Genomic DNA, 17,713 nt, shown 5'->3' on the forward strand with positions numbered 1-17,713 from the left:
ATAGCCCTACACTGTAGAGCTATTTATTTTTTCACTTTGTTAACTTGGAAACATAGGTTGTTATAAAATCTATCATTGAATTTCGATATTGTTCTACAGTTAAATCTGGTGTTTTATATGATAAATTTAGATCATATCATTCCTTTATATTTTTTTCATAAAAATCAGCTTTATAATTCAAGTAATTGACATATTTAGTAGTTAAAGAGTTTTTATTCTGTGCAGTAGATATATTTTGAAAAGGTAAACCATTTTGTTTATAAAATGAAGCATGCGATCGTATTGAATCAATTTGCTTTTTAAGTGTAATATACTGATCATAATTTTCGATCATATAACTAAATTCTTTTGTTTTATTCATGTACTCTACTCATTTTTGCTTTATTTCATTAAATTCATTTTTCATTGAGCTAGTTAAGTTAAAAGTATAGTTTATTAATTCACCTGTAGCACGTAACTTAGTTTTGATTAACTCATTATACTTGCTAATAACTTCATTTATTTCGGTATCACTAATATTCATTTCGTTTTTTAATTCTCAATTTAAATTAGTGATATTATCAATAGGTAGTTTAAATATCATATCTAGTATTTGTGTTATATCGCCATTGAAATCATCTATTTGATATTCTTCTCAACTATCAATATAATAATTAGCATCTCTATCTTTTTCTTCAAACCCGAATTCATTAATATGTTTTTCTGCATTTGTAACTATAGATTGTAATCTTTCTATTTGTGATTTTAATCGTTGATTATAAACTTTGTATTGATCTATTTGAGACATTATTTCTTCTGATTTGTTAGGAATGTAATTTGTAGATTTTTGATATACAGAGTGAAGACTTTGCAATTCAGAAAAATAAGTCGATGTATTATTGTATTTACGTTTTAATACATCTATAGAACTTTTTGCATTTGACAATTGTGATTGTCACTCCATATGCTTATCCATATTCTGCTTAAATATAGGAAGAAATTTGCCTAAAATTAATTCTTTCATTTCCGAATTAAATTTTTCAATTGCATTTGTATCATTACTTACTATATTGCCAATTTTCTCAATGAGATATCTAACATTGACAATATAGTTTATAACTATATTTCTCTTATATTCAGTATTAATTTCACTTATTTTTTTTGAATTTTCAACATAATTCTCTAATACATTTAATATTTTGGTATAGCTTTCGTTTTTATAATTCTTATCTCTTTTAATTAATTCTAATAAATCATTTACTTGATTATTAAAACGATTATATTTTAGTCGTAAAAGTCTTAATGTCGCATCTTGATAAATAGCATTATGCTTATATTCATTTATTATTTCAATGTCAGAAGTTAATGTGGAAATTAATTTAGATTTTAAACTATATCATAATGTATTTCTTTGATATGTTGATTGTTCAAGTAGTCTGTCAAGATTTTGCACTTGATTGTCTCATTCGACTTCTATAACGTTGTAAGACGGAAGTTCTAAAAAAGTAGAAATATATGCATTTATATCACTAGTGTAAGTATCCAATTCTAATAATTTATTATCAATATCTTTTAGGACTTGCTCATAGTTATTAACAGTAATAATAAGTTTTTCTAAGAATGTTAGTAATTCTTTTACTCTGTTTTTATATGAACTAAATTTTGTACCTAAAGTTGATAAATTATATTCATTGTATTCTAGATACTTATTCACACTATAATTATGAATATTCCCTAATTTTAATGTTTCATAAAAATCTTGGACAAATTTATGCAGCATAAAAACAAATGCTGTAACTTGATCTTTTAATTCAGCAGATGTTTTAGTATCATCATTATTTACATATCTTGCATAAAGAAAAGTTTTATTGTAAATCATATCATTCGTAAATTTCTTTATATTATTAAATAATTCTTCAATTCCGTTTTTAATTATCCTGTAATTCTTTCTAACAAAACTTCTTGTTTCAATTATTTCATTTTGCTTATATCATTCATTGCTTAATTTCTTTGTTCTATTTATTAGTGAATCATATACAGACATAATTTGATTTTTTAGTTGAGTATTTTCTTCGTCTTCTTTAGTAACTCATAGTATATTTAAGGTTCTATCATCTTCAAGTTCGTGGTAAATTAAATTTCGATTATCGAATGGATTTTGATTTACTCCCTGATAATTAATTTTATTAATAGCAAATTTATTATCTTTTGTATATGAAGAAATAGTTTCGTTATCTGGTTTAATATGTCTTCTTAAATTAGGAGACTTCAATATGTCATCTGTTCTTGGTTCTACGATATTTGTTTTATGTTTTTTCTTTAAGCTAATACCTAAAATAACACCTGCCGTTATCACGGATGTGCCACATAATATCGATGATATAATTAAAAATTTTTTAGTTCATTTTGTCATTTTTCCTCCACTTTTAATATAAAAAATGCATTTTTTGGGACAAAAAACAAACTTAAGCCACATTTTGAAAAATGTGGTAAAATTACTTATATTAATAAATTAATATAAGAATTCATTTATAAAAAACAGAAAAGGATGTGATTATGGTTAAAAATTGATCATTAAAATCGAAAATATTATTATCATTAGCAACACTAACTGTAGCTGCAGGGGTAGCTGTTGGTGCAATGATAGGTTATGCCGAAAATTCAGATGAAAAACTTGGCCCTAAATCTCCGTCTAATAAATTACTATTTAATAATGACTATTCAAAGATTTATGACAAGGATAATCAACTAAATCCTGAATTAGCAGTATTAGACCCGCAAAAGAAAAACAAAGTAGCTATTGTTTATGATAATGGACAAAGTTTTGCTTTTACTGATAAACCTGAAATTAAATACTCATTTAAAGAATTTTTTGATAAGTATTTCGAAAAGTATAATGAAGCATTTATACTTGAAGTTAAATATGGATCATTTAGTTTCTTTAACGAGTATGTTTTAGCTGTACATCCAAAGCAATTCATCGAATTCTCAAATTGATTTATTACAAATGTAGCTTGAGGACCTGATTTGTTAACACTTGATTCATTTAGAATTGTGCCAGGTGTTGAGCAAAACGGTAATGCCATAACATTAGGTTCACACTCAACAATTCATAAAGAAGTAAGTGAAATTAAATTCTTCCCTGATGCTTTCTTTGGTTCATTACCAGTTTATTCCGGATTAGGTGGAAGAGGTAACGCAACAGATGCTTTAGCTTATTCAACATTTGGTTCTGTAGTGCCTAAAGCTATTCTTGATGAATATTTACAAAATATCCCATTAATATCGTCATTAAAAAACACACCATTTATTGAGAGTTCAGCTGCATATCGTGAAATCGTATTACCTGAAAGATTAGCACATATGAAGTTTAAGGTATTAATGGATAGTAAACTTCCATATAGATTACAGTCATTATATTTACCTTTTGACATTAGTGAAGAACAATTTAATGAATTAAAATCAAAATATCCTGAAGAGTTTCAAAATATTAAATTTAGTGATTTAAGACCAGTTGAAATTCTTGAAGCTGGTTTTGAAAAAGTGGAAGATAGAGATAATACTCCAACTAATAATAATGCAAATATTGTTGATGAAGTTGTCCAAAATGATGAAGAAACACAAAATAATTCACAAGATTCTAATCATAGTCAACGTAATAAATCTGTTGATTACTTAACATTTACATTTAAATTCCTTGATGAAAAAGAATTAAACGATAATGAAAAAAGTGAAGTTGATAAAAAAGTTGCTGAAATTGATAAGAAACTAGCTAGTCTTAAGAAAAATACTTTAGAGTATGCAAAAATAAATAGTGAAAAAGAAGCATTAACAAACGAATATAAAACATGATTCAATCTTGCTTTAGTGCAAGGCAGATCATTTTTAACATATCAAACATTTATTAATGCAATTAATTCATCTTTTAAACATTTTCTAGATTTTTATGATTATGTATCATATAAAAATGAAAAATTATTTATCTATGATCCAAAAAACGGTGAGGATTTACAATATTTTGCTTCATTTGTAGAAGCTGTTAATAAAGTTGATGCTTTAAATAAATTAACACATGAAGAACAGTTAAAATATGTAACTGAATACACTGTAAATGATTTTAAAGTATTACATAATTCAGAATATGCATCACATACTCTTGAAGTTATGCTTAAAGATGTAAATGGCAAAGATAAAATATTAGTATTTACAGCAAGCAATTCTAATGATTACAAACCAGCTAGTTTTGAGGAATTCAAGGATGCAATTGGATATACAGGATCAGTATCACCTTTAACATTATTCTATACACCAGAAGATAAAGCTTTAACCGATGATAAAGGTAATCCAATTACAGGATTAGAAGCAAGAAAATATCAACTTTACACAGAAGCATATAGTGGATTAGTTGATAAGATTACAGCTAAATATCCACATTTATTAAGAACATTAAATGGTCCTCACTTAGTGAAGAATCTTAATGAGCAAGGTGTAATTGAATATAGCATTCAAGATGGAGAATATAAAGGATTAACTCCAGGAGATAGAATTGGGCTTCCTTTAGTTTTAGGTGCTTTAATTCCAGGATTTGAAGGTGTTCCAACGGATTTCTTAAAATATGTTGCTACACACGAATACGGACACCACTATACATTAGATCAAGGACAAGCTTGAATTGATGATAAAAACCCAATTATTGTTGGTGGTTTATCAACAAGAGGTGGAGCCAATGAATCATCATACTATTCATATGAAGCATTAGTTAATTATTTAGAAGCTAGAACAAATATTGAAGTAATCAGAGTTAATGCAAATAATCAACCTACTGAATACGGAAAATTTATTAGATTTAGATTTGGTGTTTTAGACGAAAATGGAAAAGTAATTAGATTTGAAACTGAAGCATTAGAAGATGTTTGAGGAACTGATAAATCAAGAGACGAAATTTATAATGCACTTAAGAATAAGAAGAGACGTTTCTTACAAGATTTTATTGGATTAAGTAAAGCAGCCAAGGCAAGAGGTGTGGCTTTAGGTGATTTATTCATTGCTAACTCATTTGATGCTGATTCAGGAACATTAAACCCAATGATTAATGGAACAGGCAAAGCATATAAAAAGGTTGAAACTGAAAACGGAAGTTTTGATTACAAATTAGTTACCTTAACTGCAAAAGATGTGATTTCACAAATGACAGATGGTGCAGGTAATCCATTAATCAACATTGCAACTTTTAGTGGCGATAATAACTTTTCAATTAGAATTTATGACTTGGATCCTGAAGACAGAACTAAAGTAACAAAAATTAACATGTTTAATAAAGATGGTTCTCCTGTTATCAACATTCCTTTAAATGTAAAATTAGATCCTGAAAGTCTTACTTATGTAAGAGCACAAGCTACTGTAATTCAAGATGCAATTAGACAAACAGTTAGAGCCGAAATGTATGATTCAGGTTGAAATACAAGCGCAACCTTATTGGGCGGTTCAATGGGTATTGTAACTCGTTCAATTCTTAATAATGTTGATGATATGGAAAACCTTTTAGACGGTTTAGAATATAGAGCCAATAAAATTGAAATCGAACCATCTCATAATATTGATTACTTTAGAAATGATGTCACTGAGAAAAAAGGAAACTTACATCTAGCAATTTCATCAGGATTAAGACAAGAAATTCAAGATTTCTATAGAAGTATTCTTAGCGTTGTAAATCATTTTGAAAATCTTCCAGAGTTACAAAGATGACAAAAGAACTTCTTACAAAATAATGCTTATTTAAATGGTGGTACATTAAATTCTGTTTTATTATTTAGACATTCTAAAGATGATAAGTTGCTAACAAGCAATAGATATTTCTTCCCATATTCAACTGATAGTTTCTATTTAGGCAATTTTGCTAATATTAGAGATAATGCTTACAGAATGAAAGAACGTGCAAACCAAATAGCAACTGATTATGAAGGAAATACAATTACTGCAATGTTTAATGTAAATCCTATATTTGCTAATTATATGGCTACTGGTATATTACCGTTAAATGGAACTAATGAATATGTTCCATTTATTGCATATATTGATAAAGACGAAACAATTTTAGATATTGTTCAAGTTAGAAGAATGGCTTTAGACCCAACTAATAAATTTAATGATACAGTTCGTGCTGTAGTTATTAATCCATATGCACGAGGAATTAATGATAATGATCGTGATTTATTAAAAGCAATAACAAAAGCGAATAATAATTCAAAAAGAGCAAATGTTTCAGATCCAAATATTGCAGATAAAAACTACATAACTTATAGAGCAAAAAGTTTATCTGAGTTATATGAATTTGGTTCAATTGATTATTCAAAAGCTTCATATGACCAACAAAGTAAGGAATATAACTGAGATATTGTTTATGTAAAATCTAAATTTGATTTTCCATCTATAGAGCATTTAGCTAACAATGATTCTAATTCAAATTCAATTAGTTTAAGAGCTAAAATAAGAGGTGCTAAAACAGAACAAGCCAAAGAACAAGCGATAGCTAACTATGCAATGTTTAGATTTAGACACTCAAGTTTATGATTATCAGTTAAAGATTTTTCACCAGCAACGAATTTAGAGCAAAATAGAGGTGTATTCTCTAAATTGTATGGTATTGATATTATTGATTCTACATTTAGAAAATACTATCTTGAAGATGCTAAAGATGCGCCAAATAATTCTGAAAAAAGATTATATTTTGATGCACCAATGTTACAAGATGCATTATTAGAAATTTTAAGAGATCATCATAAAGATCAATATGCTGAATATTTAAGTATGCATGATTTATTAAAAATGATTGGAAACATTCTTTACTGAAGAGATAAAGGATTAATCACAATGGATAATGCAAACTATGTAAGTATTTATTTTGGTTCTTTAACTTCAGGCAAGCCAACTGATGATGTGTCTAATTACAATGACACTAGAGTTGAACCTTTATTAAATGATAAATTTACTGATTATGTATATTCTATTGCTGAAACATTAACTAGAGATTATGTTCAAATAACATATGCTCCTGAATTAAAAGATTTTGGCAATACCCCAAGTTATTTAAAAGGATTAAATGAAGCTGTAACTGGTTTAGATTACATTGTTGATGGTACTAAATTAAATTACTTAAATGATAAGTTAAATAGTATTTCAGGTATGCATAAAGCTACAGAACGTGTATTTAAAGCAAAAAGATGAAAGAAAAACTTTGAACAATCAATTGATACAAGAATTAGAAATAATAGAAGAATCGAAAAAGAAAATGAGGTTGTTGCTGAAATTAAATTGCAACTTGCTCAGATTAAAGACCACGAATCAATTGAATATAAAAACCTGCTTGCGTTACTAAATAACAAAATAGAGGCAAAAAATACTTTAGTTCAACACACAAATAAACTTTCAAGTCAAATTAATGATGAAGTAAATAAAGATATTTCAGGCAGAAGATTTTTTACCGATGCCGAAACAAGACAATCAAGTTATTTTGGAAGATTTATTTCTAATAGTAATGGATTCTTTAAGGATAGATGAGAAAAAGAAGTCATTGGTATGGAATTATATGACGTAGATAGAAATCCAATTAAGGATTCAAATATCAGACTAAAAGATTTTAATGGTAATAAAATAACAAACCGTCCTGAAGCTTTCTTTATTTCTCAATTAAAGAACTATGGTGTTTCAACTAGAGATATTTCTGGAATGTTTAGACATAAAGAACTAGATTCACTAGCTTTATACGGCTACATAGAAACATCATTAGCTGATAAAGTTAAATATTTAAAATTTACTGATGTTGAATCGGGTAAGGTCGAATATCTAAACATTAATACAAATAAAACTAATAATATTTTCTGATTACAAAAACAAGGCGATGTAACAACTAAGAAAACAATTGAAGATTATGGTTATACATCATGAATTTCAGATTATGCAATTATGGCTAAATATAGAGATGCATTATTAAAACCAAAACATGCATACTATATTGAATTTGCAGATGAAAATAAACAAGCTATCAAACCATTAAATTTAGGCACATTAGACTCGATATCAGAAAATGCGAAGGCAGATCAACAATCACCTGTTATAATTGAAGCCGAATATATTCTTGACGAAAATACAAATACAAAACAAAAAACAGGTAAAACAAAAATATTAATTGATTACCAATTTAATGTTTCACACTAGGAAGGAGAAGGATGAATAAAAAAATTAAAAAATTATCTAAATACTTACTGTTTTCATCAGCTCCTTTAGCTGTGTTAACAAGTACAGCTGCTGCTTGTGCTCCTGAAGAAAACAAGCCAGCAATTGAAATTAATTATGATTTAGGACTAGCAACAGAACCAATTAATAACCTTAACTATGTAAAATACAAATCAATGGATAAAATAGTTCCATCACTTGTTGATAGTTTCCTAAAAAATGGACCAACTACTAACTTAAAAAGAGTTTTACCTTCAAAAAGAAGCTACAACTTAGTTATGATGCAAATGCCGGAAGACAAATCATCTGCTAATTTTGAAAAATACATTAATAGTAATAAATCAGAATTATTAGAAGAAGATGGTAGAAAAGGAATTACTGGATCATATTATTCAGTTGACAACTTTATGGTTACTGGTGGATTAGCTGATGATTCTTCAGCTGACCCTAGAACTAAATCAACTATGTTTGCTTTCAGAAACCCTAGAAATACCAATAATTATATGGCTTTAACTGGATTTACAAATCCTAAGAAAAATAGATGGTCAAATGGTGATTATATTAATGCACAAGATATTAGAGATTATCTTGAATACATTTTAGATTTAAACACCGGTTCACAAAAACTTGATCAAATTAAGAAATTTGGTTTTAGAGCGGCTGATAAATTTATCGATGCACAAAAAGATTATTTAACTAAATTTAATAAAACATATAAGAATCCTTTTGGAAGACGTAAATATAAATTTTCAAGTGTGCTAAATAGATACATTCAAGACCCGGATGAATTAGTTTACCAATCTCAAACAAAGGATTCAAAAAATAATCCTCTTGATGGTCCTGAAGTACAAGCTATTAAACAAGCTGCAGCTGAATTAGGATTTTATACTGGACAATTATTCCTTGATTTCGATAATGAATTCATATCAAAAAATCTTCATTTGAATAAAAGTATTGATTTAAATGCAGAAGTGCAAGATTTCAAAATACAAGATAATGATGGTAAAATTAAAACTATCAAAATAGTAAGAAATCCATATGTTATGCCTTATCAAGATTATCAAGTTCAAGATGATAATTTATTAAGTAAAATAAAATCTTTAGCTTATGACCAAAATTCATTTACTATAATTTTTGATGAAAACCACACACCTGATTTAAGTTATTTAGTATTTACAATATTATTTAATTTATACCCAATAAACCGTAAATATGTTGAAACCGAAGCTGGCGGAATTGATACATATGGTTCACAACCAGAAAAGTTTTTAACAAGCGGTCCATTTATCATACCTAAAGGTTCTAACGGAATATTACTAGGACCTAATGGTTATATTAATCTAGAAAAAGATAAAGAGTATTTTGATGCTGAAAATACAATTTCAAACAAGATAAAAATTATGTTTTCAACCAATAGAAATACTAATGCTTTATTTTTCGAAGATGGTTATATTTCTCAAACTTATATTCCTGCTTCAAAAATGATTTCATATTGAGCAGATGATAATATCAAACAATATTTAAATAAAAATCAAGGTTATGGAACTATTGCTTTTGGATTTAACTTAGATAGAGAAACAAATGGTGATAGTTGATTACAAGACCAAGATCTTAGAAACGCAATTTACTTTGCAATTAACCGTGATGAAGCCTTAAAGTTTGTGGGATGAGATTTCTCATTCCCAGTTACAACTTGAACTGCTTATGGACAATATAGAACATTTGACGGAAAAAACCTTGAAATGTTTTTCGAAGGTGCTAAATCAAAAACAAAAGATGGATCAGAATTAGATTTACAAAACTATGAATACGTTGTTCATATGGCAAAAGGATTTAATTTTGAAAAGACCCAACGTAGAGATTTGGCTTATAGACCAAAAACTGCTAAATATTACATTGAACAATTCAAGAAAAAACATCCTGAAGTAAAACAAGTAACATTGCAATTCTTAAATAATGGACAAGACGAGCAAAAAAGAGCTGGTCAATATTTAAAAGAAGCAATGCAAAGAGCTTTTGGTGATTTTGTGCAAATAACACTTAAGAGCTTACCTGAAAATATTTTTGCTGACTTCATTGAAAAAGGTACATACGATATTATTTACCAAAACTATGATAGAATCGGTGGAAATGGTGCGCAAGATTATGTTTCAGCTTTCTTCAAAAAAGATGAAATTGACACAATAAACCAAAAAACTATTGCTTTTAAAGAAAATCCAGTTGGTTCATATACATATGCTGATTATGTAAGTGATCTTGTAATAGAAGAATTACAAAAACAAGATCCAAATGTTACTCGTTTATCATTATTACAACCAGATATTAATGAAGCTTTAAACATCATTAATACAGATGCTAAAATATCTAAAGATTTTGCAGAAGTCTTAAAATCAAATTCAAATATTGAAATTCTTAAATTTAATGAAAAGTATGCTTCAAAAATTAAAGAATTATTAAGCCAAAAACATCCAGAAATTACTAATAGATACTCAGATCAATTTGTAAGAGCAATAATTGATATTATTCTTTTACAAAAACATCCAAGTGATAGTGAAGAAGGATTAAAACATAAAAATAATGTTAAATCAGCTAGAATTCATAGTGCATTTAATATCTTTTTACCATCAATGATGACAATTCAACAAATAGCTGATTTAACCAACAATACACAAGAAAGACTTGAATTTAATCAAGATCATATATTTGACACGGGTGATAATAAACCTCAAACTAAAGTACCGCCAAAATTCTGAAACAAATTTATCGAATTAGCACTTCCTAAATTCGATGAAACAGCATTCGAATATACCTCAAGACTATCAAGTTTCTTTTCTGGGAACTTTAGCAATGAAGAAATTGCTGATAATTGAGAACAGCACATTGTTTACCAATTTATCGGTGCTCTTGAAAAAGTTATTAGAGATGCATCAATGGTTGTTCCATTAATGGAAGTAGATACAAACTGAGAAGTGACAAAAGTGGGTGGAGTTGATTCATTATTTAGATTTTCACTCCAATATGCTTATGATATGACAAGACCACCAAGAAATGGATTGCCAGTAACAAGGGAAGGATAATATGCAGAAAGTAAACTATCGTAATCAAGAACTATATGTAAACGATGCTAAAGTAATTTTCAAAAATAAAAGAAGCGAAGACTTGTCTTGATTTTGAAGACTACTATCAATCGATTCTCCTTTCCTTAAATCGTTTTTCAGAATAGCTAAAATCCTAATCGAATTCTTTATTATTGGTTTAATAGTTGTATCTATCACATTTTTCTTAATTAATTCAGTCCCTGGAGGAAATCCATTAACAAATGGTTTAGACGAAGCTTCTAGAAAAGCTGTTGAAGCTAAATATGGATTGGATTTACCTTTAGTTAAAAGATATTTTAATTATTTAGGCGGACTATTTACAGGTAATTTTGGAATCTCACTTTCATTATTCCCTGGTCAAGATATTAACTCCTTTATTTGAGTTAGATTTTACAAATCATTTTTAGTTGGTATTTTCTCAGTATTTCTAACTGTAGGAATTGGAATTCCGCTTGGGATATGAATTGGTAAAAATCCAGGTGGTTGAGTAGATAATATTTCAACTATTGTGGTAAGTATTTTCTCATCTGTTCCTTCAATTATTTTTGCTCTTGTACTTGTCTTTTTAGGACGTGAGGCAAAAATTCCATATGTTTTTGACCATACACAATTAATTACATATATACTACCGGGATTAGCTTTATCATTAGGAAGTATTATTGTTTACATTAAATATATTCGTACAGAGTTAAATAGAGAATTAAACTCTGTACATGCTAAATTCGCTTACTTAAAAGGGGTTTCAAAGAATAGATTCGTTTGAAAACATGCTTTAAAACCTGCTTTATTCCCGATTGCAACATTTTTCCCTGCTGTTATTTTTGGATCATTTATCGGAAGTATTTTCATTGAGCAAATCTTCTTAATTCCTGGTTCAGGGGATACATTACTACAAGCAATCCAAACTAAAGATTATAATGTTATCTTATTCTTGATCATTATGTTTGCATTTTTAACAGTGCTTTCATATGCATTCCGTGATATCTTATACGAAGCAATTGACCCAAGAGTAAGAAGAAGAGGAGCTTAATTATGAGTAAAGAAAATTCACAGCAAAAAGCTCCAAAAAAACATGTATTTAAAAACTTTATAAGCAAGTGAGCAAATAATATTAGACAACGTTCTGATATTGGCCCACAAAATGAAAAAAATATGGCTGATTTATCAGCACCAAATCCAATTACTCAACCATTTAACTATCAAAGTTGAAAAATTGTCGGAAAAATCATGGATTATGAATCTGATATGCACATGGGTTCTGAAACCAAGATTTTTAAAGAATTTATTAATAGATACTCACGTTCATTCGCTGGAGTTTTAGGGTTAGTCACTCTAATAACTATAATTGTTTTATCAATCTTTATTCCATTTTTTACTAGTGATCCTAATGTAACTAATATCGCTTCAAAAAATCTACCATTTAATACCAGAGACACAGATAATGTATATCATTTCTTTGGAACTGATGAATTAGGGCGTGATTATTGAGCAAGGTTATGATGAGGATTACGTTACTCAATTGCATTAGCTTTCGTGGTTACTGTAATTGAAGTAGCAATTGGATTAACTATTGGAATTATGATGGGACACTTTGAGGTATTTGATAAGGTCATGACCTTTATTATTAAAGTTATTTCAATTGTTCCAACAATTATTATTCTTATTTTGATGACAATTATTATATCCCCTAGCTTCTGGGTTATTGTATTTTCACTTTCACTAACTTCATGAACAGGAATGGCAAACCAAATTAGAGCACAAGTTAAACGTGCTAAATATTTTGAATGAGTATCCGCATCTAAAATTTTAGGTACACCAACTTGAAAAATTCTTAAAAATTATGTTCCAGTAATTTTACCGATTTTAATTACTCAATTAGTATTTACAATACCGGGTGTGGTTTTATCAGAAACATCTCTTGCTTTCATAGGACTTGCAATAGAAGATGTTCCTACACTTGGTAACTTGATATCAGATGGTCAAAAAATATTCCCTGATTTCTTAAGATATGTTTTTGTGCCAGCTACATTCTTAATTTTAATTACAACTAGTGTTCAACTTATTGGAGCTTCTGTGCAAGATTCATTAAGAAGACAAAGATAGGATCATTATGAAAAAAACAAATGTTTTATCAAATGATGAAAAAAATATTTTAAAAAGACAAAAAGAAATTCAAAAAGCTCGTGCAAATTCGACAAAAAATAGTTTCTGAAAGAAATTGGGCAAAAAAATTACTGTTTATTTAGCCAATAAATTTTCATTTTTCTCATCTAAGAACTATATGTTTGATTGAGAAGAATTTGAAAAAAATGTTGAGTACAAAGTTTTACCAGATGGTGAAAAAGTAAAAATCGCTGCTGAAATTAAAGATGTTCAATTATCATTTACAAATCCATCTCGTCCTGGAGAAAAAAATAAAGTTCTTCGTGGGCCATCAATTCAAATTTACGAAGGAAAGGTTCATGCTATTATTGGTGAATCTGGTTCTGGTAAATCAGTTATAACTTCATTACTATATGGATTAACTGGAGATAATGCAGTTATTGATAGTGGAGAAGTTAAACTTTATAACAATAATGTAGAAAAATTTACTTTTAGAGATTGAGAAAAATCTCACTACCGAGGAAGAGTTGTTTCAGCTGTTTTTCAAAACCCAATGTCTACATTAAATCCAACAATGAAAGTTGGAAATCAAATAATGGAAGGGATGTTGGTTAATAAAGTTGTTAAGAATAAAAAAGAAGCTTATCAAAGAGCTGTGCAATTCTTAAAATTAACCAAAATTTCTGATCCTGAAGCTGTTATGAAATTATACCCACATGAAATGTCTGGTGGTATGATTCAACGGGTTGTTATAGCTGCTATTGTTGCTCTTGAACCTAAAATTTTAGTTATGGATGAGCCAACAACTGCTCTTGACCCTACAGTTCAAGCATTAGTTTTAGATATTATTAAAGATTTACAACAAAAACTTAAACTATCTATTGTTTTCATTACTCACGATTTAGGAGTTGTTGCTTCGATAAGTGATTTCATTTCAATTATGTATGCCGGTCAAATAATTGAAGAAGGTACTGCAAAAGAAATTTTAAAATATCCACAACATCCATATACTTGAGGTTTAATTTTAAGTATGCCTGATGTTAATAAAGGTGATCGGTTAGCTACAATTAGAGGTTCTGTACCTTCTAATTTAAACAATATCGTTGGAGATGCTTTTGCAGTTAGAAATGATTATGCCTTAGGAATCGATTTTGAAGAAGAACCAAAATTCTATTGATTATCACCTACACATAGAGTAAAATCAGCTCTACTTGATGAGAGAGCACCTGAATATAATCCACCGAAACATATTTCAAATTTATGAAAGGAGTTTTTAGCAAAGTCTAAATAATATGTCACAAAAACCTTATTATGAAACTAAAAGAAGCTTCCTTTTCTTTAAAAAGAATATGATTCGTTTTAATACACCAGGAGTTGATGGGATGCTTGAAGTTCCTGAAGGAAAAGAACTTCTAGTAACATTAAGAAATGTTGATATTACTTATGGCATTGGTGCTAAAGCCTTTCGTGCTGTTTCAGACATGAACTTAAATATTTATAAAGGTGAAGTTTTAGGTCTGGTTGGTGAATCAGGTTCAGGAAAAAGTACTATAGGTAGAGCAATAATTGGATTAACTCCACATAGTTTTGGTCAAATTAAAATACTTGACAAAGTATTACCTAAAAAAATGACTAGAGGATTTAAAACCGGTAAAGCTCTAAAAGAATATAAAGCTATTGAAAACTTTATGGTTAATAAAGTTCAAATGATTTTCCAAGACCCCGCTAACTCATTAAACCCACATAAAAATGTTGAAGCAGTTGTGTCTGAAGGATTATCAAATACTAAAAATGCCAAAGAAATTTACTTATTTAATATTGATCAAGATGTTGTTAAAGAAATTTACACAAAATGATTAAATAAGAACTCTTATAAACAATTTTATGGACAATATAAAGAAATACTTGATAAACATGTAGCTGAAAATGAAAAAGTTGCATATCAAGCTTTATACATTGATTTTTTAAATGATATTTCAAAAATTAATTCATTAAATGAAGCTATTGAATATTTAACTAAAGCAAAAGAACACAGGGATGAATTAAATAAATTAACAGAAGTTGATTGTAAAAAAATATTAGTTCGTGATATTTTAAAATCTGTTGGTTTAGATGATTCTGTTTTAAAACGTTATCCACTTGAATTCTCTGGTGGTCAACAACAACGCATAGGAATTTCTCGTGCTGTTGTTATTAGACCTTCACTTCTCATTGCTGACGAGCCAATTTCAGCACTTGACGTGTCTATTCAAGCACAAGTTGTTAATATTTTTAATGATCTTAAAGAAAAATATAATTTAACAATTCTTTTTATAGCGCATGACTTACGTATGGTGGAATATATTTCGGATCGTATAGCCGTTATGAATAGAGGTAGATTATTAGAAATTGGAACAACAGATGAAATTATGAATCATTCATTACACCCTTATACAAAATCTCTTCTTGAAGCTGTTCCTTCTATTGAAGGAGAAAAAGGAAGCTTAATTGGTTATACATATAATCCAGCTATTCACGGTTATACATTCTTAAAACAACCACAATGAATTAAGGTAAATAAAGATCATTATATTTTAGCTACACCAGAAGAACTAGATGAGTGAAGAAAAGGAATATATAAATAATATAAGAAAGGAATAATATGAAGCTAAAGAAAACTCTATTTCCACTATTGGGTACAACAATTATACTAGCACCGATTGCTATTTCGGCAAGTTGTGATAATAATAATTCAATAGTCGAAGACAAACAAAAAGCTAATGAAAAAATTGATGCTTTCACATATATCAAGGATGAGTCAAAAGCAAAATTTAAGAAATCAATTGAAAATTCAAAAACAAAAGATGAAATTAATTCTATTTTAAGTCAAGCTGCAGCTGAAGATATTGCTAATAAAACTGATTTCCTTAAAAGTGAATTAAATAAAGTTTTAGATAAAAATCCTATTTTTAAAGATGCTTCTTTATTTAATTCCGCAGAAGCTTTAGATAAATTAAAAGGTCAAGATTACAGAAAATACTTAGTTTTTGATGAACTAAATAAACAAGTTTTAGACTATACCATAACAAATACACCAACTAAAAAAGCTCCATTAGAAGCTGGAAAGACATATACCATTAATTTAAAAGTTAAAGTTTTTGTTAAAGAACAACCTGAAATATCATTTGAAAAGGATTACACATTATCTGGTTTTACAAATACCATTCAAGAAATTAATAACTTATCTAAGTTACAAAAATTTATTGAAACAGCTTCATTACAAGTAGCAAATAAACCTATTGAAGAATTACAAAATAGTGATATTACAATTAATACTACTACACCAGAAGAAAAAGATATTAAAATTGATATTGCTAGCTATGGATTATCAGCTGATAAGAAAATATTAAATGTTGTATTACAATTCTCATTAGTTTCAGATCCTGAAACTATGATAGAAAAAACATTTTCAGTTAAATGAAATAATGCAAAATTTGTTAAATTAGAAAATACAGTTGAAGTGAAAAAAGCATTAGATTTATCATTAGCTGATATACAAGTTAAATATGATATAAGTGAAAAGCCAATGAAAGAAGTGTTTGCTTCATGAGCAAAAGAAGACAAAATTCTTGCTGATAAATATGATGATTCTAATTTCACATTTTCAGTTAAACCAAATTCATTAAGACCACATTTTGATGTTGTTAAAGAAAAATTTAAAGATATAAAAGTTAATAATTTAAGCTTAGATATTAAATTAACTTCTAAATCTAATCCTGAAATATCTGGAACTAAATCAGTTACAATTACTGGATTTAGAGTTCCTGCTGCATTAAGAAACCCAAATCCAGCAACTATTTCTAATAATACAACAACAGATGTAGCCACAGGAACAATTGTTTACAATGAAAATGTTTTAGAACTATATACTGATAGCAAGGCAAGTGTTACACAATATATTAAATTAGAATTACCTAAAATTCCCGATAATTTAAGTAAAGAAGAAGAATACTTTAGAAAAGATGTCTTGAACCTTAGAAATAAAATGATTCAAAATTTATTTATTGAAAGAGGAAAAGTTAAAATTATTAAACCAGGAATAACAAATCAACATAAGGTATATATTTCAAGAATTATATTTAGACTTGATTCATTATATCTAGGTGTAACACCTTATGCAAAAGAATATCTTGAATTATTTGATGGACCAGTAATTAAAGACATTACAGATAAAAAGGGTACATATGTAGAAAATGTAAATTACATTATATATGTGGCTAATAGAACAATCAAGAACGGTAATACATAATAAAAAAAGAGCT

General features: G+C 28.1%; 8 protein-coding genes. 7 read left to right on the plus strand and 1 reads right to left on the minus strand.

Features of this window, described 5'->3' with window-relative positions; translation table 4 throughout:
- Positions 1 to 19: 19 nt before the first annotated feature.
- On the minus strand, positions 20 to 2,335 hold the full coding sequence (locus SAM46_RS00965) for a hypothetical protein (RefSeq protein WP_318635607.1): 2,316 nt from the start codon (positions 2,333 to 2,335) through the stop codon (positions 20 to 22).
- 200 nt (positions 2,336 to 2,535) lie between these two features.
- Here SAM46_RS00965 and SAM46_RS00970 point away from each other — a divergent pair, with 200 nt between their 5' ends.
- From SAM46_RS00970 to SAM46_RS01000, 7 genes are read left to right on the plus strand one after another with little or no spacing between them, the layout of a single operon-like run.
- Entirely contained in the window at positions 2,536 to 8,193 is a 5,658-nt protein-coding gene (locus tag SAM46_RS00970) for a PDxFFG protein (protein ID WP_078747214.1), read from the plus strand.
- An 11-nt stretch (positions 8,194 to 8,204) separates the two neighbouring features.
- Positions 8,205 to 11,288 carry an ABC transporter substrate-binding protein gene (locus SAM46_RS00975; protein ID WP_078747215.1) on the plus strand — a complete coding sequence of 1,028 codons (3,084 nt, stop codon included), beginning with the start codon at positions 8,205 to 8,207 and terminating at the stop codon, positions 11,286 to 11,288.
- Position 11,289: 1 nt separating this feature from the next.
- Positions 11,290 to 12,339, plus strand: coding sequence for an ABC transporter permease (locus tag SAM46_RS00980; protein ID WP_078747216.1), 1,050 nt, complete (start codon positions 11,290 to 11,292; stop codon positions 12,337 to 12,339).
- A gap of 2 nt (positions 12,340 to 12,341) precedes the next feature.
- The gene (locus tag SAM46_RS00985; RefSeq protein ID WP_078747217.1) at positions 12,342 to 13,412 is read left to right on the plus strand and encodes an ABC transporter permease; all 1,071 of its coding nucleotides are present in this window, start codon (positions 12,342 to 12,344) and stop codon (positions 13,410 to 13,412) included.
- A 7-nt stretch (positions 13,413 to 13,419) separates the two neighbouring features.
- Positions 13,420 to 14,703: an ABC transporter ATP-binding protein gene (locus tag SAM46_RS00990; protein ID WP_078747218.1), complete on the plus strand. Its 1,284-nt coding sequence runs from the start codon at positions 13,420 to 13,422 to the stop codon at positions 14,701 to 14,703.
- A gap of 1 nt (position 14,704) precedes the next feature.
- Positions 14,705 to 16,036 (plus strand): ABC transporter ATP-binding protein, encoded by a 1,332-nt coding sequence (locus SAM46_RS00995; RefSeq protein ID WP_078747219.1) that lies wholly within the window; start codon positions 14,705 to 14,707, stop codon positions 16,034 to 16,036.
- A 17-nt stretch (positions 16,037 to 16,053) separates the two neighbouring features.
- Positions 16,054 to 17,700, plus strand: coding sequence for a GA module-containing protein (locus SAM46_RS01000; RefSeq protein ID WP_078747220.1), 1,647 nt, complete (start codon positions 16,054 to 16,056; stop codon positions 17,698 to 17,700).
- Positions 17,701 to 17,713: the final 13 nt, after the last annotated feature.

This window comes from Mycoplasmopsis verecunda (assembly GCF_033546915.1).
In the GTDB taxonomy this organism is placed as follows: domain Bacteria; phylum Bacillota_I; class Bacilli_A; order Mycoplasmatales; family Metamycoplasmataceae; genus Mycoplasmopsis; species Mycoplasmopsis verecunda.